Annotated in this window: 21 protein-coding genes and 2 tRNA genes; 10 read left to right on the forward strand and 13 right to left on the reverse strand. The window is 69.6% G+C overall.

Features of this window, described 5'->3' with window-relative positions; genetic code table 11:
- Positions 1 to 463 precede the first annotated feature (463 nt).
- The 6 genes from ACZ55A_RS17160 to pknB all read left to right on the forward strand — a co-directional run bounded on the left by ACZ55A_RS17160 (position 464) and on the right by pknB (position 8,557).
- The gene (locus ACZ55A_RS17160; protein ID WP_468840490.1) at positions 464 to 1,294 is read left to right on the forward strand and encodes an FhaA domain-containing protein; all 831 of its coding nucleotides are present in this window, start codon (positions 464 to 466) and stop codon (positions 1,292 to 1,294) included.
- A gap of 10 nt (positions 1,295 to 1,304) precedes the next feature.
- Positions 1,305 to 1,835: an FHA domain-containing protein FhaB/FipA gene (locus tag ACZ55A_RS17165; protein ID WP_468840492.1), complete on the forward strand. Its 531-nt coding sequence runs from the start codon at positions 1,305 to 1,307 to the stop codon at positions 1,833 to 1,835.
- Positions 1,836 to 1,967: 132 nt separating this feature from the next.
- Positions 1,968 to 3,542 (forward strand): PP2C family protein-serine/threonine phosphatase, encoded by a 1,575-nt coding sequence (locus ACZ55A_RS17170; protein ID WP_468840494.1) that lies wholly within the window; start codon positions 1,968 to 1,970, stop codon positions 3,540 to 3,542.
- 23 nt (positions 3,543 to 3,565) lie between these two features.
- Complete coding sequence (locus ACZ55A_RS17175) at positions 3,566 to 4,963, forward strand: FtsW/RodA/SpoVE family cell cycle protein (protein ID WP_468840496.1); 1,398 nt, start codon at positions 3,566 to 3,568, stop codon at positions 4,961 to 4,963.
- Positions 4,960 to 6,429: a peptidoglycan D,D-transpeptidase FtsI family protein gene (locus ACZ55A_RS17180; protein ID WP_468840498.1), complete on the forward strand. Its 1,470-nt coding sequence runs from the start codon at positions 4,960 to 4,962 to the stop codon at positions 6,427 to 6,429. Before ACZ55A_RS17175 ends, ACZ55A_RS17180 begins: the two co-directional genes overlap by 4 nt.
- Positions 6,430 to 6,574: 145 nt before the next feature.
- Entirely contained in the window at positions 6,575 to 8,557 is a 1,983-nt protein-coding gene (gene pknB / locus ACZ55A_RS17185) for a Stk1 family PASTA domain-containing Ser/Thr kinase (protein ID WP_468840500.1), read from the forward strand.
- Positions 8,558 to 8,650: 93 nt separating this feature from the next.
- Here the strand turns inward: pknB and ACZ55A_RS17190 are convergent, their stop codons facing one another.
- The 6 genes from ACZ55A_RS17190 to ACZ55A_RS17215 all read right to left on the reverse strand — a co-directional run bounded on the left by ACZ55A_RS17190 (position 8,651) and on the right by ACZ55A_RS17215 (position 13,411).
- Positions 8,651 to 9,391, reverse strand: a complete 741-nt coding sequence (locus ACZ55A_RS17190; RefSeq protein ID WP_468840502.1) for a class E sortase — start codon at positions 9,389 to 9,391, stop codon at positions 8,651 to 8,653.
- A gap of 25 nt (positions 9,392 to 9,416) precedes the next feature.
- Entirely contained in the window at positions 9,417 to 10,976 is a 1,560-nt protein-coding gene (locus ACZ55A_RS17195) for a class E sortase (RefSeq protein ID WP_468840504.1), read from the reverse strand.
- Positions 10,973 to 11,629, reverse strand: a complete 657-nt coding sequence (locus ACZ55A_RS17200) for an aminodeoxychorismate/anthranilate synthase component II (RefSeq protein ID WP_468840506.1) — start codon at positions 11,627 to 11,629, stop codon at positions 10,973 to 10,975. The genes ACZ55A_RS17195 and ACZ55A_RS17200 overlap by 4 nt, the downstream gene beginning before the upstream one ends.
- Positions 11,626 to 11,802: a hypothetical protein gene (locus ACZ55A_RS17205; protein ID WP_181923787.1), complete on the reverse strand. Its 177-nt coding sequence runs from the start codon at positions 11,800 to 11,802 to the stop codon at positions 11,626 to 11,628. The genes ACZ55A_RS17200 and ACZ55A_RS17205 overlap by 4 nt, the downstream gene beginning before the upstream one ends.
- 81 nt (positions 11,803 to 11,883) lie before the next feature.
- Complete coding sequence (locus ACZ55A_RS17210) at positions 11,884 to 12,603, reverse strand: class E sortase (RefSeq protein WP_468840509.1); 720 nt, start codon at positions 12,601 to 12,603, stop codon at positions 11,884 to 11,886.
- A gap of 37 nt (positions 12,604 to 12,640) precedes the next feature.
- The gene (locus tag ACZ55A_RS17215; protein ID WP_468840511.1) at positions 12,641 to 13,411 is read right to left on the reverse strand and encodes a DUF881 domain-containing protein; all 771 of its coding nucleotides are present in this window, start codon (positions 13,409 to 13,411) and stop codon (positions 12,641 to 12,643) included.
- A 217-nt stretch (positions 13,412 to 13,628) separates the two neighbouring features.
- Between ACZ55A_RS17215 and crgA the strand changes: the two genes are divergently transcribed.
- A complete protein-coding gene (gene crgA / locus ACZ55A_RS17220; RefSeq protein ID WP_468840513.1) occupies positions 13,629 to 13,883 on the forward strand; it encodes a cell division protein CrgA in 255 nt (84 codons plus the stop codon).
- A gap of 235 nt (positions 13,884 to 14,118) precedes the next feature.
- Here crgA and ACZ55A_RS17225 read toward each other — a convergent pair whose 3' ends face one another.
- Both ACZ55A_RS17225 and ACZ55A_RS17230 read right to left on the reverse strand, forming a co-directional pair.
- On the reverse strand, positions 14,119 to 15,030 hold the full coding sequence (locus tag ACZ55A_RS17225; protein ID WP_468840515.1) for a rhomboid family intramembrane serine protease: 912 nt from the start codon (positions 15,028 to 15,030) through the stop codon (positions 14,119 to 14,121).
- 159 nt (positions 15,031 to 15,189) lie between these two features.
- A complete protein-coding gene (locus tag ACZ55A_RS17230; protein WP_468840517.1) occupies positions 15,190 to 15,717 on the reverse strand; it encodes a peptidylprolyl isomerase in 528 nt (175 codons plus the stop codon).
- Between the two features lie 336 nt (positions 15,718 to 16,053).
- Between ACZ55A_RS17230 and ACZ55A_RS17235 the strand changes: the two genes are divergently transcribed.
- Positions 16,054 to 16,773 carry a DUF5324 family protein gene (locus tag ACZ55A_RS17235; protein WP_468840869.1) on the forward strand — a complete coding sequence of 240 codons (720 nt, stop codon included), beginning with the start codon at positions 16,054 to 16,056 and terminating at the stop codon, positions 16,771 to 16,773.
- A 198-nt stretch (positions 16,774 to 16,971) separates the two neighbouring features.
- Here the strand turns inward: ACZ55A_RS17235 and ACZ55A_RS17240 are convergent.
- Positions 16,972 to 17,044, reverse strand: a tRNA-Ala gene (locus tag ACZ55A_RS17240).
- A gap of 127 nt (positions 17,045 to 17,171) precedes the next feature.
- Here ACZ55A_RS17240 and ACZ55A_RS17245 point away from each other — a divergent pair.
- Positions 17,172 to 17,720 (forward strand): helix-turn-helix domain-containing protein, encoded by a 549-nt coding sequence (locus ACZ55A_RS17245; RefSeq protein ID WP_468840519.1) that lies wholly within the window; start codon positions 17,172 to 17,174, stop codon positions 17,718 to 17,720.
- A 49-nt stretch (positions 17,721 to 17,769) separates the two neighbouring features.
- Entirely contained in the window at positions 17,770 to 19,101 is a 1,332-nt protein-coding gene (locus ACZ55A_RS17250; protein ID WP_468840521.1) for a serine/threonine-protein kinase, read from the forward strand.
- A 23-nt stretch (positions 19,102 to 19,124) separates the two neighbouring features.
- Here the strand turns inward: ACZ55A_RS17250 and ACZ55A_RS17255 are convergent, their stop codons facing one another.
- From ACZ55A_RS17255 to ACZ55A_RS17270, 4 genes are all read right to left on the reverse strand, one after another.
- Positions 19,125 to 20,516: a hypothetical protein gene (locus ACZ55A_RS17255; protein ID WP_468840523.1), complete on the reverse strand. Its 1,392-nt coding sequence runs from the start codon at positions 20,514 to 20,516 to the stop codon at positions 19,125 to 19,127.
- Between the two features lie 32 nt (positions 20,517 to 20,548).
- Positions 20,549 to 22,474 carry a vWA domain-containing protein gene (locus tag ACZ55A_RS17260; RefSeq protein WP_468840525.1) on the reverse strand — a complete coding sequence of 642 codons (1,926 nt, stop codon included), beginning with the start codon at positions 22,472 to 22,474 and terminating at the stop codon, positions 20,549 to 20,551.
- Between the two features lie 243 nt (positions 22,475 to 22,717).
- Positions 22,718 to 22,852, reverse strand: coding sequence for a DLW-39 family protein (locus ACZ55A_RS17265; protein ID WP_003958712.1), 135 nt, complete (start codon positions 22,850 to 22,852; stop codon positions 22,718 to 22,720).
- Positions 22,853 to 23,041: 189 nt separating this feature from the next.
- Positions 23,042 to 23,115: transfer RNA gene (locus tag ACZ55A_RS17270), tRNA-Ile, on the reverse strand.
- Between the last annotated feature and the right edge of the window lie 32 nt (positions 23,116 to 23,147).

Consider the following 23,147-nt stretch of genomic DNA (forward strand, 5'->3'; position numbering starts at 1 on the left):
CCAGAACATTAGCACGCTGGCAGGGGTGGGTTCACACGCCTTTCCCCGGCCCCAGAGGCCACGGCACCAGGGGGCGGCTGCACCCCGTCGTGCCTCGGGCATTGGCCGAGCACTGCCCGAAGGGGTCACACTCGCGGTAGCCGCAAACCGGAGCGGGACCGTGCGGGTCGTACTCCGGGGCGGCCGGAAGACCCGTAGCGTGCGGTGTCCGACTCCGGCCCCCGCCCGGCCGGAGTGGTCGGCGGTTGCGGGACACTGTCCTCGGGGCACATCTACGATCGCAGTGCACGAGCAGTGGGCAAGGAGCAAGTAAGCACCGGGCAACCCTGTGAGGGGCGACACTCGTCCTCAAGGCGGGAAAGGGGAACCAGCCGATTTCCCGACGCGTGGATACGATCAGTAAGCAGTATCAGGACGACTCGATCAGGACGACCCCGACGAAGACTGAGGAAGGAGGTGCCCCGTGGGAGTACTGAAGCGTTTCGAGCAGCGTCTCGAAGGTCTCGTCAACGGCACCTTCGCCAAGGTGTTCAAGTCAGAGGTGCAGCCCGTTGAGATCGCCGGCGCGCTACAGCGCGAGTGCGACAACAACGCCACCATCTGGAACCGCGACCGCACGGTCGTCCCCAACGACTTCATCGTCGAACTGAGCGCCCCCGACTACGAGCGGCTGAGCCCGTACAGCGGGCAGCTCGGCGACGAGCTCTCGAGCATGGTCCGCGACTACGCCAAGCAGCAGCGCTACACCTTCATGGGGCCGATCAAGGTCCATCTGGAGAAGGCCGACGATCTCGACACCGGCCTGTACCGCGTCCGCAGCCGCACCCTCGCCTCCAGCTCCTCGCAGGACCGTCCGGGCCAGGCGGCCCAGCGCGCCTCCGCGACGCCTCAGGGCGGCCGGGCCGGCGGCGGCCATGTGAGCCCGCCCCCCATGCCTTCCTCACCGCCTCCCGGCGGCGCACAGCCCGTACCCCGTACGGCACCGCCCGGTGCAGGACCGCAGCCCTACGCACAGACCCGGCGCTGGATCGAGATCAACGGCACCCGCCACCAGATCTCGCGCCCCACTCTCGTGCTGGGCCGCAGCACCGACGCTGACGTACGGATCGACGACCCGGGTGTCTCCCGGCGTCACTGTGAGATCCGGGTCGGAACGCCCCCCACGATCCAGGATCTGGGTTCCACGAACGGCATCGTGGTAGACGGGCAGCACACCACTCGCGCTAATCTCCGCGACGGCTCGCGGATTGTCGTGGGCAGTACCACCATCGTTTACCGGCAAGCCGAAGGGTGAAGCGGGGGCAATGTCAGAGCTGACCCTCACGGTCATGCGGTTGGGTTTCCTCGCCGTACTGTGGCTGTTCGTCATCGTGGCCGTTCAGGTCATCCGCAGCGATCTGTTCGGCACCCGCGTCACACAGCGCGGTACCGCCCGGCGCGGCGGGCAGGAAGCGCGTGCGCAGCGCCAGGCTGCCGCGCCCCCGCAACAGCAGCAGCGCCGCCAGGAAGGCGGCCGCGGCAACAACCGTCAGCGCCGTGGTGCCCCCACGAAGCTGGTGGTCTCCGAAGGCTCGCTGACCGGCACCACCGTCGCCCTCCAAGGCCAGACCATCTCCCTGGGCCGTGCGCACGACTCCACGATCGTGCTGGACGACGACTACGCGTCCAGCAGGCATGCCAGGATCTACCCGGACCGTGACGGCCAGTGGATCGTCGAGGACCTCGGTTCCACCAACGGCACGTACCTGGACCGGACCCGACTGACGACCCCGACACCGATTCCCCTGGGAGCCCCGATCCGCATCGGCAAGACCGTCATCGAGCTGCGGAAGTAGTACGACAATGAGCGAGCGGAGCGAGCGAGCCGCGGCGGTCCACTCGGCGGACCCGGGCGTGCTCCCGACCGGAGGGTGGGCAGTGTGGCTCGACGAGACCGGCTGTACCCCGAGCCGACGGGAGAAGTGCGCATGAGTCTGTCACTGCGCTTCGCCGCCGGATCGCACAAAGGCATGATCCGCGAGGGCAACGAAGACTCCGGCTACGCCGGCCCTCGGCTGCTCGCCATCGCCGACGGCATGGGCGGCCAGGCCGCCGGTGAGGTCGCCTCCTCCGAGGTGATCTCCACCCTCGTCCAGCTCGACGACGACGTCCCCGGCTCGGACATCCTCACCTCGCTCGGCACCGCCGTGCAGCGGGCCAACGACCAGCTGCGGGTGATGGTCGAGGAGGACCCCCAGCTGGAGGGCATGGGCACGACCCTGACCGCCCTGCTGTGGACCGGACAGCGGCTCGGCCTCGTGCACGTCGGCGACTCGCGCGCCTACCTGCTGCGCGACGGTGTGCTGACCCAGATCACCCAGGACCACACCTGGGTGCAGCGTCTGGTCGACGAGGGCCGGATCACCGAGGAAGAAGCCACCACCCATCCGCAGCGGTCGCTGCTGATGCGGGCGCTGGGCAGCGGTGATCATGTCGAGCCGGATCTGTCGATCCGCGAGGTGCGGGCCGGCGACCGGTATCTGATCTGCTCGGACGGGCTCTCCGGCGTCGTCAGCCACCAGACGCTGGAAGAGACCCTCGCCAGCTACCACGGGCCGCACGAGACGGTGCAGGAGCTGATCCAGCTCGCGCTGCGCGGCGGCGGTCCCGACAACATCACCTGCATCGTCGCCGACGTCCTGGACGTCGACGGCAACGAGACGCTGGCCGGGCAGCTCAACGACACCCCGGTGATCGTCGGTGCCGTCGCGGAGAACCAGCACCAGCTCAGCGACCCCAGCACGATGCAGACGCCGGCCGCCCGGGCCGCCGAGCTCGGCCGCCCCGGCGGAGCGCCGGCCGCGCCCGGGGGCGCCTTCGGGCCGCCCGGAAGCGGGGACCCGGAGGTCGGCGGGCCGCCGCAGGGCTCCTTCGGCGCGTTCATGGACGAGGACTTCGTCAAGCCGCGGCGGCGCGGGAGGTGGCTCAAGCGGTCACTGTTCATCGCCCTGGCGCTCGGCGTGATCGGCGGCGGCCTCTACGGCGGCTACCGCTGGACGCAGACCCAGTACTTCGTCGGTGCCAAGGACGACCACATCGCGCTCTACCGGGGCATCAGCCAGGACCTCGCGTGGATCAAGCTCAACGACGTGGACCAGGACCACCCCGAGATCGAACTCAAGTACCTGCCGCTGTACCAGCGGAACCAGGTCAAGGAGACCATCGCGGTCGACAGCCGTACGCAGGCCGGCGAGAAGGTCAGCGAGCTGAGCAAGCAGGCCAACGCGTGCCGCAGCAAGGAACAGCGCGAGGCTGCCGAGCGCGAGGCGGCGCGCAACAAGGACAAGAACCGGACGGGCACGCCGGCCAAGCCCGGTTCGACCGCCAAGCCCGGTACGCCGACCACCAAGCCCGGATCGACCGACAAGGCGGACACCACGGGAGGCACCGGCACGGCCGGCGCCCTCGACGCGACCGTGACCCCGACTCCCACACCCACTCCCAGCCAGGCCCCCTCCGAGGAGCAGCTGAAGCTGGAAAAAAATTGCAGCACCCAGCAGTGAGGGCGTAGGGGGCCGGACATCTCATGAGCAGTACCACCAACACCACCACCATCGGCACCATCGGAGCCCCGAGCCGCCGCAACACCGAGCTGGCGCTGCTCGTCTTCGCGGTGATCATTCCGGTGTTCGCGTACATCAACGTCGGGCTCGCCAAGGAGGAGACCGTCCCCGCCGGTGTGCTCGGCTACACCCTGGGACTCGGTCTGCTGGCGGGCGTCGCCCACCTCGTCGTCCGCAAGTGGGCGCCGTACGCGGACCCGCTGATGCTGCCGATCGCCACCCTGCTCAACGGCCTCGGCCTGGTGTTCATCTGGCGGCTCGACCAGGAGCCGCAGATCAGCACCCCGCAGCTGGGCGGCGCGATGGCGCCAGGGCAGCTGATGTGGTCGACGCTCGGTGTCGCGCTCTTCCTCGGCGTCCTGATCTTCCTCAAGGACCACCGTGTCCTCCAGCGCTACACCTACATCTCGATGGTGGTCGCGCTGGTCCTGCTGATCTCGCCGGTCTTCTTCCCGGCCCGCTTCGGCGCGCGCATCTGGATCACCATTCCCGGTGTCGGCTCGCTCCAGCCCGGCGAGTTCGCGAAGATCATCATCGCGATCTTCTTCGCGGGCTACCTGATGGTGAAGCGGGACGCGCTGGCGCTGGCCAGCCGCCGCTTCATGGGCCTGTACCTGCCGCGCGGCCGTGACCTCGGCCCGATCCTGGTGATCTGGGCGCTCAGCCTGATGATCCTGGTCTTCGAGACCGACCTGGGTACCTCGCTGCTCTTCTTCGGCCTCTTCGTGATCATGCTGTATGTGGCCACCGAGCGCACCAGCTGGATCGTCTTCGGTCTGCTGCTGAGCGCCGGCGGTGCGGTCGCCGTGGCCACCTTCGAGTCGCATGTGCAGGTCCGCGTCCACAACTGGCTCAACCCGCTGGAGCTGCTGAACGGCGGGGTCACCGAGACCGCGCAGGCGATGTACTCCTTCGGCTCCGGCGGCATCCTCGGATCGGGCCTGGGCCAGGGCTACTCCCGCCTCATCGGCGGTATCGCGCCGAAGAGCGACTACATCCTCGCCACTGTCGGCGAGGAGATCGGCCTGGCCGGCCTGATGGCCATCCTGATGCTCTACGGCCTGCTGATCGAGCGCGGGATCCGTACGGCACTGGCCGCCCGCGATCCGTTCGGCAAGCTGCTGGCCATCGGCCTCTCCGGCGCCTTCGCGCTCCAGGTCTTCGTCGTCGCCGGCGGTGTGACCGGCCTGATCCCGCTGACCGGTATGACCATGCCGTTCCTCGCCCAGGGTGGCTCCTCCGTGATCGCCAACTGGGCGCTGGTCGCGATCCTGCTGCGGATCAGCGACACCGCGCGCCGCCCGGCGCCGGCCCCCGCCCCCTCCACCGACGCCGAGATGACCCAGGTGGTCCGCCCGTGAACAAGCCTCTGCGCCGGGTCGCGATCTTCTGCGGCCTGCTCGTCCTCGCCCTGCTCGTCCGGGTCAACTGGGTGCAGTTCGTCGACGGCGACAAGCTCAAGAACGACCCGCACAACCGCCGGGTCGCCATCGAGCGCTACAGCACGCCGCGCGGCAACATCATCGTCGACGGCAAGGCCATCACCGGCTCCACGACCACCGACAGCGGCGACTTCAAGTACAAGCGCACGTACAAGAACGGCAAGATGTGGGCGCCGGTCACCGGCTACGCCTCGCAGGCCTTCGACGCCAACCAGCTCGAGAAGCTCAACGACGGCATCCTCACCGGCACCGATGACCGGCTCTTCTTCAGCCGCACGGTCGACATGTTCACCGGCAGCAAGCAGAAGGGCGGCAACGTCGTCACCACGCTGGACGCCAAGGCGCAGAAGGCCGCCTTCGAGGGCCTGGGCGACCAGAAGGGCGCGGTCGCCGCGATCAACCCGGAGACCGGCGCGATCCTGGCGCTGGCCAGCACCCCGTCGTACGACCCGTCCACCTTCGCCGGGATGAGCGACAAGGACGCCGAGGCGTACAACGGGCTCCAGAAGAAGAACAACGCGGACGAGCCGATGCTCAACCGGGCGCTGCGCCAGACCTACCCGCCCGGCTCCACCTTCAAGGTCGTCACGGCCTCGGCGGCGCTGGAGAACGGGCTGTACACCGACGTCGACTCCAGGACCAACTCGCCGCTGCCCTACACGCTCCCCGACACCTCGGGCGTCGAGCTGAAGAACGAGGGCAACATCCCCTGCGAGAACGCCAGCCTGCGCGAGGCGCTGCGCTGGTCCTGCAACACGGTGTTCGGCAAGATCAGCGCGGATCTCGGCAACAAGAAGATGAAGGCCGAGGCCGAGAAGTTCGGCTTCAACGACTCGAAGATCGACACCCCGGTCCGGGCCGCGGAGAGCATCTTCCCCAAGGACAACCGACCGCAGAACGCGATGGCGGGCATCGGCCAGGCCTCCAACCGCGCCACTCCGCTACAGATGGCCATGGTCGCCTCGGCGGTCGCCAACGGCGGCAAGCTGATGAAGCCGTACATGGTCGACCAGCTGGTCGCGCCGAACCTCAATGTGGTGCAGCGGCACACTCCGCAGGAGATGAGCCAGCCGCTCAGCCCGGAGAACGCGCAGAAGATCCAGAGCATCATGGAGACCGTGGTCAAGAAGGGCACGGGAACCAATGCCCAGATCCCCGGCGTTACCGTCGGCGGAAAGACGGGTACCGCGCAGCACGGCGAGAACAACAAGGACAACCCCTACGCCTGGTTCATCTCCTACGCGAAGACGGACAAGGGCATCCCGGTCGCGGTCGCCGTGGTCATTGAGGGATCCGACACCCTCCGCGACGACATCGCCGGCGGCAGGCTCGCAGCTCCGGTCGCGAAGCAGGTCATGGAGGCGGTACTCGAAGGCGAGAAGTGACTCGGGTCGTGCCAATACCGGTCATGTATCAGGTTGCGGCTCCGGCCCGGTCCGGTGCGGTGTCCCCGGTACGGTAGCCCGGACAGCACACCGCCGGACCACACACGGGTGCGGTCGGGACTGACGGAGAGGGCTGGAGAAGCTTATGGAAGAGCCGCGTCGCCTCGGCGGCCGGTACGAGCTGGGCTCGGTGCTCGGCCGAGGCGGTATGGCCGAGGTGTACCTCGCGCACGACACCCGCCTGGGCCGCACCGTGGCTGTGAAGACGCTGCGGGTGGACCTCGCCCGCGACCCGTCCTTCCAGGCCCGGTTCCGCCGTGAGGCCCAGTCGGCCGCCTCGCTGAACCATCCGTCCATCGTCGCGGTCTACGACACCGGCGAGGACTACGTCGACGGTGTCTCGATCCCGTACATCGTCATGGAGTACGTCGACGGTTCCACGCTGCGTGAGCTGCTGCACTCCGGCCGGAAGCTGCTGCCCGAGCGCTCGCTGGAGATGACCATCGGTGTGCTCCAGGCGCTGGAGTACTCCCACCGGGCCGGCATCGTCCACCGCGACATCAAGCCGGCCAACGTCATGCTGACCCGCACCGGCCAGGTCAAGGTCATGGACTTCGGCATCGCCCGTGCCATGGGTGACGCCGGTATGACGATGACGCAGACCGCGGCGGTCATCGGCACCGCGCAGTACCTCTCGCCCGAGCAGGCCAAGGGCGAGCAGGTCGACGCCCGCTCCGACCTGTACTCCACCGGCTGTCTGCTCTACGAGCTGCTCACCGTCCGGCCGCCGTTCGTCGGTGACTCGCCGGTCGCGGTGGCCTACCAGCACGTCCGCGAGGAGCCGCAGAAGCCAAGCAACTTCGACCCCGAGATCACGCCGGAGATGGACGCGATCGTCCTGAAGGCGCTGGTCAAGGACCCGGACTACCGCTATCAGTCGGCCGACGAGATGCGCGCCGACATCGAGGCGGCGCTGGAGGGCCAGCCGGTCGCGGCGACCTCCGCGATGGGCGCGGCAGGCTACGACCAGGACCAGCCGACCACGATGCTGCGTCCGCAGGATCCGGCCGGCCAGACCTCGATGCTCCCACCGATGAATCCGGACGACGGCGGCTACGGCTATGACGAGCGCGCCGAACGGCGGCGCGGCGGCGGCCAGCGGAAGAGCCGCACCTCCACGATCCTGCTGGTGCTCGCGGCGGTACTCGTCCTGGTCGGTGCGATCTTCATCGGCAAGGCGATGTTCAGCGGCAACGGCAACAAGGGCGGCAAGACGCCCGTCCCCAACCTCATCGGGAAGACCCTCCGGGAGGCCAAGGACTTCGGGGTGAACGGCGGCTTCAAGGTCACCGTGGGCGGCCGCAAGGCGTGCGACAACGTCAAGAAGGGCCAGATCACCGAGCAGCGCCCGGCGGTCGGCGGAGAGATCGAGAAGAACTCGACGGTCACGGTGACGGTGTGCTCCGGGGCCGTAGAGGTGACCGTGCCCGATGTCGTCAGCCTCTCGTACGCCAACGCCGTCAAGGAGCTGAACAACAAGGGCTTCAAGAACGTCACGCAGGAGCAGGAGGTGTCCGACCGTACGCCGGGCACCGTCCTCGATCAGGACCCTCGCGCGCAGAGTAAGGCGTCCAAGGACACCAAGATCACGCTGACCGTGGCGCAGGAGAGCCCGAAGGTGAACGTCCCGAGCGTCGTCGGCCAGGACGCGCAGGCGGCCGAGAAGCAGCTGAAGGACCTGGGCTTCGACGTCGTCAAGAACGAGCAGGAGAACCCCGACCCCGCGCAGGCCGGCAAGGTGACCGCCCAGAGTCCGGACGGCAACACCCCGGCCAAGAAGGGCTCCACGGTCACGCTCACGGTCGCCAAGGCTCCGGCGCAGGTCCCGGTGCCGGGCGTGATCGGCCAGAAGGTCAAGGATGCGAAGAAGGCGCTGCAGCAGGCCGGCTTCACCAACATCCAGATCAACGGCGCGCAGGACGACAACGCCCGCGTGGTCAATCAGGACCCGGCGCCGAACACGCCGGTCGACCCCAAGGCCACCACCGTGACGCTGACCACGGTCGGTGGCGGCGGCGGGGACGACGGCGGCGGCATCTTCGGCGGACCGTTCGGAGGCACCAACTAGCGGCCCGTAGCGCGGCTCACGACGGAGCCCCGGCAGCCTTGGAAGAGGCGGCCGGGGCTCCGTCGTGTACGGGGTCCTGCGGGGCTTCTGCGGCTAGCGCAGCTCCTTGGGAGGGGTACGGTCCGCGTCGACCTTTTCGGTGCGTTCCAGTTCGCCCCAGACGACGTAGCGGTAGGTCGAGGTGTAGACCGGGGTGCAGGTCGTCAGGGTGATGTAGCGGCCGGCCTTGTGCTTGCCGGACTCCTTGGGGACCTTGTTGAGGACGTCCACGTTGTACTTCGAGGTCTCGGGCAGGATCGCGAAGACCTTGTAGACGTACCAGGTGTCCTTGGTCTCGAAGACGACCGGGTCGCCGTCCTTGAGCTTGTCGATGTTGTGGAACTTCGCACCGTGGCCGTCGCGGTGTGCGGCGAGGGTGAAGTTGCCCTTCTTGTCCTGCGGCAGCGCGGACTTGACCGGCTTGGTGTAGTAGCCGGCCACCCCCTCGTTGAGGACGTCGGCGGCGGTGCCCTTCGTGACCAGTACCTCGCCGTTGTTCATCGCCGGTACGTGCAGAAAGCCGATGCCGTCCTTGGTGTCGAGCTCCCCCGGCCCCTTGGGGCCGCTGCTCGCCCAGTGCTTGCGCACCTGGTCACCCTGCTTGTTCGCCTCACGGTCGGCCAGGACATTGGTCCACCACAGCGAGTAGGCGACGAACAGGCCCAGGATCAGACCGGCCGTGATCAGCAGCTCACCAATGACGCTGACGATGGAGGCGAGGGTCCTGCGCACACGGCGCGGCGTGGGTGGCGGCGCGGACCGGTGGCTTTCCTCGTCGGTTCCGGTTGCAGTCACCGCGTAGCACCCCTCTTGTATTGGCTCAGCCGCCGAGCGCGTCCGGTTTGCCCTTGCTCCGCGGCCGCTCGTCGACCATCTTGCCCCAGACGATCATCCGAAAGGTACTGGTGAACTCCGGCGTGCAGGTCGTCAGGGTGATGTAGCGGCCGGGGCCGGTGAACCCCGAGCCGGGCGGCACGGGTCCGATCACGCCGATGTTGCTCGGGGACGTCTGCGGGAGGATGCTCTCCATCTCGTACGTGTAGTACGAGCTCTGCGTCTCAACGATGATCTGGTCGCCCTTGGTGAGCCTGTTGATGTAGCGGAACGGCTCGCCGTGGGTGTTGCGGTGGGCCGCGACCGAGAAGTTGCCCTTCTTGTCCCAGGGCATCGCCGTCTTGACCCCGCTGGCCTTGTCGTAGTGCCCGATCATGCCGTGGTCCAGCACGGCGTGCTTGTCGATGCCCTCGGCTATCGGCGCCTTCACATCCAGCTTGGGGATATACATGATCCCGAAGCGCTCACCGGCCGCGAGATTCTTCTTCTCCCCGCCGCCCTTGTCCCACTCGTGCTGGAGATTGTTGGCGGCGCCGCCGGCCTCCTCCTCGGCCATCACATTCGTCCACCACAGCTGGTAGGTGACGAACAGCAGCATCAGCACGCCGAGGGTGATGAAGACCTCGCCGAGCGCACGGCTGGCGATCAGGCTGGGGCTGTCCTTGGCCGCGCGTGCGGCCCGTCGGGCCTCCAGCCGGGAGGCGGGCGCCGCGGCCGGCTCAGAGGCCGTGGCGGCGGCCGCAGCACCGCCGTGCCGGCCGCGCCTGCCGCCTCGTTTGGCGGCCTCTTGAGCGGCCTTACGCCGGGCCGCTCGGCCTCCGGCCGCCGGGGTCGCTGCCGAGGCCGCTGTTTCACGTGAAACGTCCGCATCGGTTTCACGTGAAACTGCGGTGCCGGTTTCACGTGAAACATCGCCCGCATCGCGCTTCTCGGCCTGACGCAGCGCCATGGTCTCGTCGTCGTTCCGCCACGGTGTGGCGCTCGCGCCGGCGGACGGGGTTCTCTGCGCGGGGGCGGGCGGGCCCGGCCTCACCGGCGCGTCAGCGGTATAGGGCCCTGGTATCGGCTCGGCCGGCGCAGTGGGCGTCACGGGCGGCGGGGCCGGGCGCGAGGCGGCGGGAGGCGAGGCGTAGCCGGGGCCGAAGCGCGGGCCGTGGGCGGCCTGCTCGGACCCGAACGGCCGCGGCCCCCGCTGGGGTTGCCGGGCCGGGGCGGGGCGGGCCGGGGCAGGCTGTTCCGGCTGCTGGTGTGGACGGAACCACGGCGAGCCCTGTGGCCCGTCCGCCGGAGCTGGAGCCGGGGCCGGGGCCGGGTCCGGAGCCGCGTGGCGGCGCCTGCGGCCCGTACCGGGCGCCGGGGACGGCTGTGCCTGCTGCCCCGGCAGCGGGTCGTTCAGCGGGTCGTCGAGCCGCCCCACCGCCGCCTCGAACGCGTCGGGCTGCTCGTACGGCTCCTGTCGGCCGTCCGGATCCTGCGGCACGTACGGCCGTTCCGGCTCGTACGGGTCGTAGGGTCTCCCTTCACGCTCGGGGCGCAAGGCGGTCACGCGCCGGCCTTGCCGACCACCGGGGCAAGCCCCGTCGAGCGCTCCACAGCTCCCTTGTCGCCGCATTCGACGAGCCAGTTGGCCAGCATCCGGTGCCCCCACTCGGTCAGTACCGACTCCGGGTGGAACTGCACGCCTTCGACCGGCAGTTCACGGTGCCGCAGACCCATCACGATCCGCCCGCCGGGGACGTCCTCGGCCTCCGTCCAGGAGGTGACGACCAGTTCGTCGGGGACGGTGTCCGGCTCGACGGCCAGGGAGTGGTAGCGGGTGGCGGTGAAGGGGGAGGGCAGCCCGGAGAAGACTCCGACGCCCTCGTGGAGGACCGGTGAGGTCTTGCCGTGCAGCAGCTCGGGCGCACGGTCCACCACGCCTCCGTAGGCGACCGCCATCGACTGCATGCCCAGGCACACGCCGAAGACCGGCACACCGGTGTCCGCGCAGTGCCGGACCATGTCGACACAGACGCCGGCCTGCTCGGGCGTACCGGGTCCGGGCGAGAGCAGCACCCCGTCGAAGCCGTCCTGGGCGTGCCGGGGCGCGACCTCGTCGTTGCGCAGCACCTCGCACTCGGCACCCAGCTGGTAGAGGTACTGGACGAGGTTGAACACGAAGCTGTCGTAGTTGTCGACCACGAGAATCCGGGCGGTCATCGGACGGCTGCCATCCCTTCGTCGACGGTGACGTCATTGAAGGGGAGCAGCGGCTCCGCCCACGGAAAGACGTACTGGAAGAGCACGAAGACGACCGCCAGCACGAGCACCAGCGAAATCAGCGCCTTCACCCATGTGTTGCCCGGCAGATGCCGCCAGATCCAGCCGTACATGCTGTCGCTGTCCCCTTGCCGATGCTGATGACGATGTCGATTGCGACACCAGAGTAAGGGGCGAGGGCGGGGGCAGGTGGGTCAGCCGCTCAAAGCCGATGGCCTTCCCTGTGCCACGGGTTGGGAGGAATCCAGGTGTGCCCAGGTGATCAGCCGGTGGCTGTGGCCCCATTCCGGCTCGCAGGTCGTCAGGGTGAGGTAGCGCCCGGGGCCGTTGAAGCCGGACTTCCGCGGCACGGGGGCGATCACGCCGATGTCGCCGGGCAGCGTCGTATAGGGGCGGTTGTCGATCCGGTAGGTGAACCACGTCGTGCCGTCGGTCAGGACCACCGCGTCGCCCGGGCGCAGCTGCGGGAAGTCCTTGAACGGGTCGCCGTAGGTGCGGCGGTGGCCGGCGACGGCGAAGTTGCCGACCTCGCCGAGGTGCGCGGTGCGGCCGTAGTGGCCGAGGCCGCGCTTGAGGACGTCGGTGCCGGTGCCCTCCAGTACGGGCTTGGCCCAGTCCGCGCCGAAGCGCGGGACGTACATCACGGCGAAGGAGGCGCCCGGTTCGTAGCGGCGGGGCTGCGCGGTCCGTGCCGGGCGCTCACCGGGGGCGGCCGGTCGGTCGTCGGCGGCCTGCCCGGCCGACCAGCGCTGCTGGAGCCTGCCGATCTCGCCGTCCATGGCGCTGTCGGCCCGTACGCCGGTCCAGAGGAGCACGTAGACCACGAAGAGGACGATCAGCGCGCCGACGGTGACGCAGAACTCGCTGAGCGTCCGCACGGCCCACCGCACCGTGGTCCGGCCCCGCAGCGTCATCCGGCCCCGCCCCTCCCCGCGCCCCGCGGCGCGCAGGCTACGGCTTCACAGGCTGTGCGTAGTGCAGCTCCACTGTGCCGGAGTAGCCGGGAAGAGTCACCGCCTCGTGCTGGTCGACTTTCCAGCCCAGACCGTAGGCGTTGACGTACTGGAGATAGTTCTGGATGGCGGGGGAGGCGGTCAGCGCGTTGTTCAGCGCCTCACGGTTGCCGACGGCGGTGACCTTGTACGGCGGGGAGTAGACCCGGCCCTGGAGGATCAGGGTGTTGCCGACGCAGCGCACCGCGCTGGTGGAGATCAGCCGCTGGTCCATGACCTTGATGCCCTTGGCGCCGCCGTGCCACAGGGCGTTCACCACGGCCTGGAGGTCCTGCTGGTGGATGACCAGGTCGTTGGGCTGCGGCTCGGGCACACCGGGGATCTTGGCGGTGGCGTTCGGCGGGGCGTCCATGAGCGTGACGGTCACGCCCTGGCCGGAGAGCGGCTTGGTGCCGGCGCTCTTCTCCAGCGCCTTGAGCTTGGCGTCCTCGGCCTTGGAGCTGCCGTTGTCGCGCTGGGCGAGGCCGTCGACCTCCTCGCGCAGGGTGGCGTTGCGGTCGTCCTGGAGGCCGTTCTTGTGGCTGCGCTCCTGAATGAGGTCGGACAGTCGCAGCATGGAGTCGTCCGAGCGCAGATTGGTGCCCCGGGCCGTGTCGAAGCTCAGCCAGAACAGCAGCCCGGCGAGCGCGAAGACCACCAGAGTGAGCAGCCGGACGGGCCGCAGGCGGGGACGGCCGGGGCGGCCGGCGGAGTCAGCTGAATCACTCAACGTACCCTTGCTCCTTACGACGCCGCGGAAGCACTACGCTAACGGAAGCCCGGGAAAGGAATCCGCTCCCCACCGCCTCCGCACCCCGGCGCACCTCGTACCTCCCCCGCGCGGATGGAGTTCCCCTACTCTCGGCTTCGTCGAGCGGGCGGTACCCCCCATCCCGCTCGGGCGACGTCGAGACTGGGGGAGCAGCGCATCGACAGGAGAGTTCCTCGTGCCGAAGTCACGGATCCGCAAGAAGGACGAATTCACGCCGCCGCCGGCGAAGACCACCAACCTGAAGATGAACTCGGGCCGTGGCTGGGTGGCACCGCTGATGCTGGCGATGTTCCTGATCGGGCTCGTGTGGATCGTGCTGTTCTACGTGTCCGAGGGCGATCTGCCGATCGCTGCCATGGGCAACTGGAACATCGTCTGCGGTTTCGGCTTCATCGCGGTGGGCTTCGGCGTATCCACGCAGTGGAAGTAGCGCAAGCCCTGCCCAAGGCCATCCACACGGTTATCCACAGCCGGGGAAAACTTCAGAAGATCTGTGGATAACCTTCCGGAGGTTGACGCCGGTGTGATCGGCGGCACCCCTTCACGACCTCCGCCTCCCCCTGCCCATGCTGGGGAAACGCAGGTCAGGAAGGCTCTGGACAAGAGTTTGCACAGCATGCACAAGATCGGCCACGCACTGTGGACAACGTGACGGTACGGACTCCTCAGCCCATCAGCTGAAGGGTCCGCACCCACACCAGCGCACCGATCGCGCACAGCGCCAGCACGCACGTCGCAATCTGGACCTGGGTCCGGCGCTCGCGCGGCGCATGCACCATGCCGAAGGCCACCGCGGCACCGATCACCAGGCCGCCGACGTGCGCCTGCCAGGCGATGTGCGGCCACAGGAACGTGAAGGCCAGGTTGAGGCCGAGCAGGATCAGCACCGGCTTCATGTCGTAGTTCATCCGCCGCAGCAGCACCGCGGTCGCGCCCAGCAGCCCGAAGATCGCGCCGGATGCGCCCAGCGAGGGCTGGTTCTGCGCGGCGAGGAGGTACGACAGGGCGCTGCCGCCCAGGCCGGAGAGCAGATAGAGCGCGGTGAACCGCAGCCGGCCGAGCGCCGCCTCCAGGGGCGGCCCCAGCCACCACAGCGAGAGCATGTTGAACGCGATGTGCGGGGGCGACTGGTGCAGGAACATCGCGCTCAGCAGCCGGTACCACTCGCCGTCGGCGACGCCGACCAGCTCAGCGCGGCTCGGGTCGAAGGCGAGCCCCAGCAGATCGAGGCGGTTGACCAGCTCGTCACCGCCGGTCGCCAGCACGGCGATGAAGAGCGCGGCGTTGAGGCCCAGCAGGATCTTGGTGACCAGCCGCGGGTCGGCCGTGAGGGTGCCGCCTGCGATCGTGCGCGGCACCGCCGCCTGCGGCGCATGGCCGGTGCCGCTGCCGCCGCGTACACACTCCGGGCACTGGAAGCCGACCGAGGCACTGACCATGCACTCCGGGCAGATCGGCCGGTCGCAGCGGGTGCAGCGGACGCCGGTCGGGCGGTCCGGGTGGCGGTGGCAGCCCGGCACGCCGCCGTCGCTCCGTGCGTCCTGCGGCTCCTGTGGGCTGCCTGGCACCTGGTCCATCGGTCCCCTTGTTCGTGTCGGTGTCCGGGGCGCGCCGAGCGCGGCGCCCCTCCCGCCCGTCGCCCTGCCACCACCCCTGACGAGCGTCACGCCCCGCCAGAACTACGACCGGGCGGGGCGCAATGGTTCCCCGGAGCGCTCCGGGGCACAAGACGCGGTTCAGCGGGTCTCGACGACCACCGAGTTGATGACGACGTCCTGGACCGGACGGTCGGTGCGCGGGTTGGTCTGGGTCCCGGCGATGGCGTCGACGACCTTCTTGCCCGCCTCGTTGGAGACCTCACCGAAGATGGTGTGCTTGCCGGTCAGCCATGCGGTCGGCGAGACGGTGATGAAGAACTGCGAGCCGTTGGTGCCCGGGCCGGCGTTGGCCATGGCCAGCAGGTACGGCTTGTTGAAGGCCAGGTCGGGGTGGAACTCGTCCCCGAACTCGTAGCCCGGGCCGCCGGTGCCGTTGCCCAGCGGGTCGCCGCCCTGGATCATGAAACCGCTGATCACCCGGTGGAAGACGGTGCCGTCGTAGAGCGGGTCGGTGGACTTCTTGCCGGTCGCGGGGTGGGTCCACTCCCGCTCGCCCTTGGCGAGCTCGACGAAGTTCTTGACGGTCTTGGGGGCGTGGTTCGGCAGAAGCCGAATCTCGATGTCGCCCTGGTTCGTCTTCAGGGTGGCGTAGAGCTGCTCAGCCACGATCAACCTTCCATAAGTCTTCGCTGACGGTCCCCGATCCTCGCACGAACGGCCCCTTCGTCTCCCGAGCACCGCCCTGCGCCGGTCTCGCGCGTATTTTCTGCGCCGCCCACCTCCTGGCGGCCTTCGCCCTCCTTTCGGGCGCCGGATACGGCAAACCGTGGCATCGTCGTCAACAGGGCTCCGGAAGTGTCCGTAATGACCCGGATGCCCGCTCGCACATGCCGTACGGGCCGTGAGCGGGCATGATCTTCAAACGGGTGGACAGGCGACACAGCAGACATGGGGAGCAAAGCCCCCCAGCCCCCGGACCACGCCACCGAGGAGGAGGATCCCGTGACCCGCAAGGACAGCGTGCGCGCCGCGACCGACACGGCGAAGGACAGCGTGCGGCACGCCGCGGAGGTGGTGGCTCCGTATGCCGGTACGGCCAAGGACGCCGCCGTGCACTACACGCACGAGGCCCGTACGCGGCTGGCCCCCAAGGTGGCCGAGGCCGCCCACCAGGCCCGTTCGCAGTACGAGGCGCATCTGCACCCGCGCTTCGAGCACGCCCGGGGCGCACTGCCGCCCAAGGTGGACGCCGCGGCGACCCGGGCGGCCCGCCGCACCCGCAAGGCGGCCCGCCATGCGGCCGAGTACACCGCACCGCGGCTGGAGCACGCCGTGACCAGCGCCCGGGCCGCCGCCGAGCCGGTGCGTGAAGAGGCCGTCGCCCGCGGCAGCGCCGCGATCGCCGCGCTCCGCGGCCAGGTGACGGCCGCCGAGATCGCCAAGCTCCAGAAGAAGCACAGTCGCCGCGCGAAGTGCGGCAAGGCGGCCAAGCGGGTCACCGTGATGGGTATCGCGGTCGGCGGTGCGGTCGCCGCCTGGAAGTGGTGGGACAAGCAGGCCAACCCGGACTGGCTGGTCGAGCCACCGGCCCCCACGGAGGTCGGCGAACGCGGCCGGCTCAGCGCGGTGGACGGCAGTGAGGGCGCCGCACTCGACCCCGAGATCCAGGCCAAGCAGGCCGAGGCGGAGGCCGACGAGCACCGCGGTGGCCCCCCGGCCTGACCTGACCACCGGCCGCCGGAGATGCACCGGGCCGTGTCCCCGCCCCGTACGAGAGGCGGTGGGCACGGCCCGCTCGCCTGCGGCGGCAGGCGGACATACCGAGGCCGGGGGTGACACCACGTCAGCACAACCGGTCCGGCCCGACATGAAAAAAGCCCCTCTGACCAGCTGTTTCGCTGACCGGAAGGGCTTTGGGAGTGGAGCCTAGGGGAGTCGAACCCCTGACATCTGCCATGCAAAGACAGCGCTCTACCAACTGAGCTAAGGCCCCTTCGCGCACCAGGGTACCCGGTGTCCGGCCGCTTTCCCGACCGGGTATCGCCGCACACCGTCGCTCTCCGTAGGATGCTTCGCGAGATTCGCGGCAGCGAAGCGACCGGGGAGACAGGGGAGACGGTATGGACGCAGCACAGCAGGAAGCCACCGCACGGGCCCGGGAGCTCCAGCGCAATTGGTACGGGGAGCCTCTGGGTGCGCTGTTCCGCCGTCTCATCGACGACCTCGGTCTCAACCAGGCCCGGCTCGCTGCCGTGCTCGGACTGTCCGCCCCGATGCTCTCCCAGCTGATGAGCGGGCAGCGGGCCAAGATAGGCAACCCGGCCGTGGTCCAGCGGGTCCAGGCGTTGCAGGAACTGGCCGGTCAGGTCGCGGACGGCAGCGTCAGCGCCGCCGAGGCCACCGACCGCATGGACGAGATCAAGAAGACGGCGGGCGGCTCGGTGCTCAACAACACCGCACAGCAGACCTCGTCGACCGGAGCCACCACGGTGCGGCGCGTGGTGCGCGAGATCCAGTCGCTGCTGCGGTCGGTCTCCGACGCCGGCGACATCATCGATGCGGCGAACACCCTCGCCCCCACTCACCCTGAACTGGCAGAGTTCCTCCGGGTCTACGGCGCCGGCCGCACCGCGGACGCGGTCGCCCACTACGAGGCGCACCAGAGCTAGACCCACAGCCACAGGGGACGTCGCGAGTTCAGAAAGCGGACGGGGCGCAATGGGTGAGATCTTCGCCGGTCGGTACGAGCTGATCGATCCGATCGGCCGGGGTGGGGTGGGCGAGGTCTGGCGGGCCTGGGACCACCGCCGTCGCCGCTATGTGGCGGCCAAGGTGCTGCAACAGAGCGATGCGCACACCCTGCTGCGCTTCGTCCGCGAACAGGCGCTGCGGATCGACCATCCGCATGTGCTGGCCCCGGCGAGCTGGGCCGCCGACGACGACAAGGTCCTGTTCACCATGGACCTGGTGCACGGCGGCTCGCTGGCGCATCTGACCGGCGATTACGGCCCGCTGCCGCCACGGTTCGTGTGCACCCTGCTGGACCAGCTGCTCGCCGGACTGACCGCGGTACACGCGGAGGGGGTGGTGCACCGCGACATCAAACCGGCGAACATCCTGATGGAGGCCACCGGCACCGGTCGCCCGCATCTGCGGCTGTCGGACTTCGGCATCGCGATGCGCAAGGGCGAGCCGCGGCTGACCGAGGCCAACTACGTGGTCGGTACGCCCGGTTACTTCGCCCCGGAACAGATGCTCGGCGCCGAACCGGACTTCCCCGCGGACCTGTTCGCGGTCGGCCTGGTCGCGCTCTATCTGCTGACGGGCACCAAGCCGGACGCCGAGGAGCTGATCGGGCACTTCGCCGACCACGGGATCCCCAACGCGCCGGAGGGCGTACCGGAGCCGCTGTGGCAGGTGCTGGCGTCCTTGGTGCACCCCGATCCGGACTCCCGCTTCAAGACGGCCACAGGGGCCCGCAAGGCGATTCTGGCGGCGGTGGAGATGCTGCCGGACTCGACGATCGAGGAGGAGGTCGTCGAGGTCTTCGACCACATAGGCCCGCTGCCGGCCGGGTACGGGCCGGACGGGCCGCCGACGGCCGAGGACACCCGGGGCGATACGGGCGGGGAGCCGACGTCGGGTGCCGCGCTGGGCACCGGCACCACCGGGCACGTCTCCATGTCGGACACCGGCAGCTTCCAGCTCGCGCCGCCGGAGCCGAGCACCCCGCCGACGCCCACGCCCGCACCGGCATCCACGCCCACCCCCGCTCCGCCGCCGGTGCCGCAGACGCCTCCCCCGCTGCCCGCGCCCGCGTACGAGCCGACCGCCGCCGTCCGCCCGGAGAACCCCGCGACCCGCCCCTATACGGCAGGGCCGCACCCGGTTCCCGGCCAGCCGCCGGCCGGCGTGCCGGTCTCCGCGGCGGCCACGGCGCCGCCCGCGGCGTACCGGAAGCCGGGACCGCCCGCGAAGGTGGCGGTCCCGGTGCTGATCGTGGCGCTGCTGTGCATCGCGGTCGGGGTCTGGGCGCTGGTCAGCGCCTGACCGCGACCGCGCGGCCGCGTGGACTACCAGCCCTGTGGCGGGCCGAACTGCTGCTGGGAAGGCTGCTGTTGGGCAGACTGGGTCGTCTGGTTCGGCTGCGGGGGCTGCTGCGGCAGTGCGGGACCGGTGCCCGGCCCGCCGTACGCCCCCGCCGCCGACCGCCGGGCCAGCAGGGTCCACGCCCCCAGCCCCACCAGCAGCACCACACCGGTGCCGATCCCTGCGTAACCCACCGCCATCAGCGTGCCGTTCGGCGCCGCCTCCTGCGCGGAGCGGCCGTTGCGGGCCATCTCACGGTCCTCGGGCGTGACCGAGAAGATGCCGGCCGGCTCGGCATAGCCGGGCCCTTCCTTGGCGGCGCCACGGACGTCCACCCGCAAGGTGAGTTCGGTGCCCTTGGGGAAGTACCGCTCGGCAGCGGGGTGCAGGCTGACCTCGAGGTAGTACCAGCCGGCGAACCGCATCGCGTTGACCGCGTCGGTCGGGCTGAGGCGGTTTGCGTAGTCGACCGGCGCGGTGAACGCCTTGGCGGCGGCCGGCTTTCCGTCGTACGGGACGAAGGTGGGCCTGCCGACCGCGCCACGGGCGGGGTTGTAGACCCCGAGGCCGAGGGCGTCGGCGAGGAAGCCGGTGGTCTTGGCCGGGGCGTTGGGCACCTCGGCGCTCAGGTTGAGCCGCTGTCCCCAGTCCACCGGTACCCGGTAGAAGCGGGTCTCGCCCGGCCTGATGCGGTCCTTCCAGACGCCCGTGGCGACCGAGCCGGCATCGTTGAATCCCGTGCCACCCTTGGCGTTGTGCTTGGTGGTGTCCGTACGCGGGGCCGGCGGGGTGGTGCTCCACGCGCCCAGGCCCGGCCGGGCGGGGGCGCTGCCCTTGAGCGGGGGCTCGGTGAGATGGTTCAGCTCGATCGGCCAGGGGTCGGGCCCCGACGTGACCGATCCCTCCCGGGTGACCACCACGTAGTACGGACCGGCCTTCTGGCACTCCGTACGGTCCGCTCCGATGCGCCGGACCACATAGTCGGCGATCGGATACGCCATGCCGCCACCGCCGAAGGACGGCCGGGTCTCCTGGCAGGTGGTACCGCTGCTGTCCTGCACGCTGATGGAGAGCGTGTCCTTGTAGGCCTCGATCTTGGTTCCGGGCCGGGGCGCGGCAACGACCGAGAAGTACGCGTCGTGCTTGGCGTCCAGGGTGACCGCGTAGTACTTCTGCTCACCGCGCTTGATGGCGTCGGTGTGCAGTCCGTGGGTGAGCTGCGGGGCGTCCGCGGCGCTGGGGGTGCCCTTGACCGCCTTGGCACCGTCCCCCATCCGGTAGCTGGGGACTCCGTCGGCCGAGGCCACCGTTCCCGGCAGCGCCGTCACCGCGGCCAGCACGGCCAGTACGGCAACCGCTCTGCTTCCGTGTTTCACGTGAAACACCGCCCGAGTCGTCCTGCGCCCCGTCACCACGAGCCACCCCTCATCGGATCCGAATCCCCGCCCGCGGCCATAGGCTTCCTGCGGGCCCGTACGTAGGCCAGCGCGAGACCGGCCAGCAGCAGTACGCCCACACCGCCGACGGCGAGGGCCACCACTCGTCCGGTGGACCATCCTCCACTGCCGGACTGTGCGCCGTCCGCCGAGGGGCCGGATTCACCGAGCGGGGCATCGGCTTGGACCGTGACCGCCCCTGCCTCGGGGCCGGACCTCTTCTTGCCCAGCACCGCGATCCGCAGCACCACACCGATCTGCGGATTCCGCGCGATCTCGGAGGACTTGGCGCCCAGCGTCACCGCGATGTAGAAGTCGCCGTTGCGGTGCACGGGGATGACATTGGGGTGCGCCTCATAACGGTTGGTCCAGGCGACCGGGACCGTTCCCATGCTGAGCGAGGCCAGCCGCCCGTTGTAGGACACATGGGGGCTGAACTCGCCGGTGCCGTTGCCGACCGGCGCACGGGACGGGGTGTACACCTGGGTGCCGCCGTAGGACGTGATGGCGCTGTAGCCGTTGACCGTCGGCTCGTTGGCGAACTCCACGTCGTAGCGCAGCTGCTGTCCCCAGCCGACCGGCACCTTGTACCAAAGGGTCTGTGCCGGCAGGAGCTTGTCCCGCCAGACGCCCGGGCGCAGGGTACGGGCGTCGTTGAAGCCGGTGCCGCCGGTGACGTCCCGGGGGGCGGTGGTGGGCACCGTGGCGTTCTTGCCGCCCGCGCCGTACTCCGGCTCCGACTGGGCGGGCGTGATGCCCTTCTTCAGCGGATGTTCCACGTGAAACGTCAGCTCCATCGGCCAGCGCGCGGCATCCGAGCCCTTGGCGGACTTCCGCTCGACGACCAGCCAGTAACGGCCCGCCTTGTCACAGGTGCCGTTGCCGCTCTGCGAGGGGACCCGGCTGACGGCCGAGGTCAGGGGTGTCGCGCCCTCTGTCTGCCCGAACATCGCGGTCTCCGACCGGCAGACGCCGTGGGTGCCGTACGCGATCCGGGTACGCAGGCTGTCGAGCAGGCCGACGGTCGCTCCGGACTGCGGCACCACGGTCGCGGAGAAGTCGGCCGTCGAGGCCGCGTCCAAGTCGACCGCATAGGAGCGCTCTTCGTTGGGCCCGATGGAGTCCAGGTACTGGCCGGGGGCCAGATCCGGTGCACTGCTCCTGGCCGCCGTACCGCGGACCTGCCGGCCCTTGAACCGGTAGCCGTCCGCGGAGAGTTGACCGGCCCGCTGGAGCTGGCGAGCCAGGGACCTGGCGTCCGGCGCGTCGTAGTACCGGCCGTTGCCGGCCTTGGCTATGCACTCCAGTTGGGCGCGGGCCCGGCCGGCCACCTGGAAGCCGATGGCGTCGATGTGCAGATCCACGCCGGACGCGGCGAGTTGGGCGGCGACCTTGCACGGCGGCGTCCGGCAGTTGTCCTCGCCGTCGGAGATCAGCAGGATCGTGCGGGTGCCGGGCGATCCGCCGGCGGGCCGGGGAAGGTCGGCGGCCGCTTTGCGCAGGGAGAGCCCGATGGGGGTGTCGCCCTTGGGACGGACGCCCGCGACGGCCTGTTTGATGCCCGCGCGGTCGAGCGCGGCGACCGGCCGGGCAAGCCGGGTGTCGTCGCAGCCCTTGGGCTTGTCGGCGCCGTAGACCCGCAGACCGGTCGGATAGCCGTCGGGCAGTGCGTCGACGACCGTGCCGATGGCCTTGCGGGCGGCGGCGATCCGGGTGCTTCCGGTGCCGTCGTCCCCGGCCATCGAGCCGGAGGAGTCGAGCACCATCACCATGCCGGATCCCGCGACCCTCGGTGCTGTGGTGGAAGTGGCCGCGATGGCCTGAAATGGCGTGCTGGTCAGGGCCAGCAACAGCCCACCGAGCAACGCCACCGCCCCCCTGCGCGGTCGGTGTCCCATGCCTTGATCCCCCTTGTGTCCTGCTGGTCACATCACAGACAGAAACTTTGCTTATGCAAGCTAATGGTGTGCTATAGCAAACTCAAGGGGATCACCGTCACGGTCCCGCAACGACAATCAGCCACCCCCGGTCCGCCCGCCGTCACCCCACCGCGTGCCGCCGCGCCCGCCCCCGGACATACGAAACCCCGACCGCCCAAGGGCAATCGGGGTCCGTACGAACCTGCTGTGCGTTTATGGGTCTCAGACACCCGAACCTGCGGGCACGGAGTCGGTCGCCTCCGTCCACAGATCCTGCTCGGCGCGATCCGCCTGGATCTGGCGGTACACGAGGAGCCCGCCGATGGCGGCCAGTGCGACCAGGAGAAGCTTCTTCACCGCGCGACCTCGTCTTTCGTTGACGTAGGGGACCTATGTCGGCCGATGATACACACCGGCCGATACCGATCGGTTACCTAGCCCGCGGTCGGCAACGCCTCGTCGACGCGCCCCGCCCCGAGCCAACTCCCGCCTCCGTACAACGAATCGGCCCGGCCGGGGAGTTCCCCGGCCGGGCCGATTGTGCGGTGCGGCTACCAGGACTTGAACCTGGGGCCTCTTCCTTATCAGGGAAGCGCTCTAACCGTCTGAGCTATAGCCGCGCGTTCGCTGCACCGAAAGATTAGCGCACTTC

The organism is Streptomyces sp. NPDC034111 (assembly GCF_055575375.1).

What these genes read in the sequence shown, in the direction of transcription:
- ACZ55A_RS17205 (WP_181923787.1), bottom strand. Translation starts at nt 11,802, where the DNA reads ATGTACGGCTGGATCTGGCGGCATCTGCCGGGCAACACATGGGTGAAG.
- ACZ55A_RS17245 (WP_468840519.1), top strand. Translation starts at nt 17,172, where the DNA reads ATGGACGCAGCACAGCAGGAAGCCACCGCACGGGCCCGGGAGCTCCAG.
- pknB (WP_468840500.1), top strand. Translation starts at nt 6,575, where the DNA reads ATGGAAGAGCCGCGTCGCCTCGGCGGCCGGTACGAGCTGGGCTCGGTG.
- ACZ55A_RS17210 (WP_468840509.1), bottom strand. Translation starts at nt 12,603, where the DNA reads ATGACGCTGCGGGGCCGGACCACGGTGCGGTGGGCCGTGCGGACGCTC.
- ACZ55A_RS17260 (WP_468840525.1), bottom strand. Translation starts at nt 22,474, where the DNA reads ATGGGACACCGACCGCGCAGGGGGGCGGTGGCGTTGCTCGGTGGGCTG.
- ACZ55A_RS17170 (WP_468840494.1), top strand. Translation starts at nt 1,968, where the DNA reads ATGAGTCTGTCACTGCGCTTCGCCGCCGGATCGCACAAAGGCATGATC.
- ACZ55A_RS17175 (WP_468840496.1), top strand. Translation starts at nt 3,566, where the DNA reads ATGAGCAGTACCACCAACACCACCACCATCGGCACCATCGGAGCCCCG.
- ACZ55A_RS17250 (WP_468840521.1), top strand. Translation starts at nt 17,770, where the DNA reads ATGGGTGAGATCTTCGCCGGTCGGTACGAGCTGATCGATCCGATCGGC.
- ACZ55A_RS17165 (WP_468840492.1), top strand. Translation starts at nt 1,305, where the DNA reads ATGTCAGAGCTGACCCTCACGGTCATGCGGTTGGGTTTCCTCGCCGTA.
- ACZ55A_RS17200 (WP_468840506.1), bottom strand. Translation starts at nt 11,629, where the DNA reads ATGACCGCCCGGATTCTCGTGGTCGACAACTACGACAGCTTCGTGTTC.
- ACZ55A_RS17225 (WP_468840515.1), bottom strand. Translation starts at nt 15,030, where the DNA reads ATGGACCAGGTGCCAGGCAGCCCACAGGAGCCGCAGGACGCACGGAGC.